1 protein-coding gene and 1 pseudogene are annotated in these 2,127 nt (G+C 37.4%); both read right to left on the bottom strand.

All coding sequences use genetic code 11. From position 1 onward, the window contains the following. A partial coding sequence (locus H7350_RS16975; protein WP_204347120.1) for a RagB/SusD family nutrient uptake outer membrane protein occupies positions 1-1,266 on the bottom strand: 1,266 nt, incomplete at its 3' end. An 18-nt stretch (positions 1,267-1,284) separates the two neighbouring features. Beyond that, a pseudogene (locus H7350_RS16980) lies at positions 1,285-2,127 on the bottom strand (SusC/RagA family TonB-linked outer membrane protein); the annotation flags it as partial.

Raw genomic sequence — 2,127 nt, forward strand, 5'->3', positions numbered from 1 at the left:
ACCGCCAAAAGCTTCTGTTTGACTTGCATATGCTGGTAATGGTTGTGGTGATCCAAATCTTGCATCTCTAAGTTGCTTGATAAATCCTGCTGCTACATCTAATTGATTAGCATCTGCTGCTGCTTCTGCTCTAATTAGTAACATCTCTGCTGATCTGAATATTTTCAAATCATTCATCAATGGCTGACCATCTGATCCTGGGTACTTTTGTACAAGTAGGACATCATCATTTAAGAAGTTTGGATTCGTTTCATAACTTGGATCTATTGAAGAATCTCCTAAGTTCACAGCTCTTGGTAAACGAATATCTGCTGTTCCATCCATAATATTGAATGTTGAACGAGAGATTTCCATAAATGGTCCTCCACCTGCTGTAGCATCAATAAAAGCAAATAAGCTTCCTGCCCATCCGCCTCCTGCAGTTCCTTGACCGTCATAAGAGTCTCCTCGGTTACGCTCTAATGAAAAGATCACTTCTGTGAAATCTGCATCATCATACATTGAGAAGTACTGCGCCTGATTTGCAATTGGGTAATTAGCCAATAAGCTTGCTGCAAATCCATCTGCTGCTGCATACTGTCCTCTGTAAGCTGCCATTCTAGCTCTGAGTGCTGTAATGAAATCCTGACCCATGAACTTAATTCCTGAAGTATCAGTATCTGTGCCATTGATTAATCCTGCTGCAGTGTTTAAATCTGATGTAATCTGATCGTAAAACTCGCCATTAGTTGCTCTTGCAACACTTGCAAAAATATCTGATGTTGGCTCTGTTAATAAAACACCTGCCAATGCACTATCATTTGTATAGTCTGTTGAAAAGAACGTTAAAATCTGAAAATGTGAAAACGCTCTTATCGCATATGCCTGACCAACGACATGATCATATAAATCTGGATCCTCAGAGCGCTCTAAAGTCTCTGCTGCTGCAATGATTCTATTAGCCATTCCAATAGCGCCATAGTTACCTGCCCAAACTCCAAACGCATAACCACTGTTTGAGTTTATGTTAAAGTTTTGGGTATTGGCATTTTGACCTCCATTATCACGACCTCTAAACGACTCATCTGTAATAGCTGCCGTAAAGCCTATTTCATTAGTGACATCTAAGAAGTTATAAGCTCCTAACAAACCACTTTTTAAGTCAGCAACACTTTGAAAAGCATTGTCTGCACCTAATCGTCCTGGTTGGTCAATATCAATCGCATCATTACAAGATGCCATGGTGAAGACCAAACAAACACATAGTATTTTATATATATTTCTCATATTAATTTATTTTTTTATTTAAAATCCAAATTCTATTCCTACTGAATACGTCTTTGGAGTTGGGTATCCGTTTTGAGATGCACCTAATGCTTCTGCATCAAATCCTCTCCACTTACTCCACGTTACTAAATTCTCTCCACTTACAAAAGCTCTAAGTGATGTGAATCCGATTTTGTCTAATACTTTTTTAGGTACATTGTATCCAAACTGGATAAAACGTAATCTTAAGTAATCTGACTCTCTAATATTTCTATCAGATAAGAATTCATCACTTGCATTTGTTGCATTAAGTGAAGGAACATCTGTAATATCTCCTGGTTGTGACCAAGCTCTTAAGATATCTCTTGAATGTCTAAACTGACCAATCGCTGTTGGATCTAAGAATCCGTTTAAATCAAAATCTGAACGGTAAACACCTATCGTATAATTGAACTGTGTTGTAAAGAAGAAATTCTTATAATCAGCATCAAATCCGAAACTACCCTGATAATCTGGGAAGATATTCTTTCCTGTTGCTCTTTGATCGTTTGTTGTGATATCTTCTGTTAAGTTTCCATCAATATCTAAGAACAATAAGTTACCATTTGCTGGATTAACACCCATATATGGCGCTACGAAAAGCTCTCCAATAACACCACCTTCTCTAATTGTAAGTGGTACATCACCTCCAGCACCTAAACTGATAATCTCTTGCTTGTTGTAGTTACCTACTAAGTTAAGTGTCACATTTAAACCGTCTTCTTCTTTAGACTTGAAAAGATCATAGTGTAATTCTAAATCAAAACCACTGTTTTTTAACTCACCTACGTTTGCACTTAAGTTTGTTACACCACCATTTAATGATGGAGCAATTGGAGTTCC

This window comes from Psychroserpens algicola, assembly GCF_014526325.1.
Lineage (GTDB): Bacteria > Bacteroidota > Bacteroidia > Flavobacteriales > Flavobacteriaceae > Psychroserpens > Psychroserpens algicola.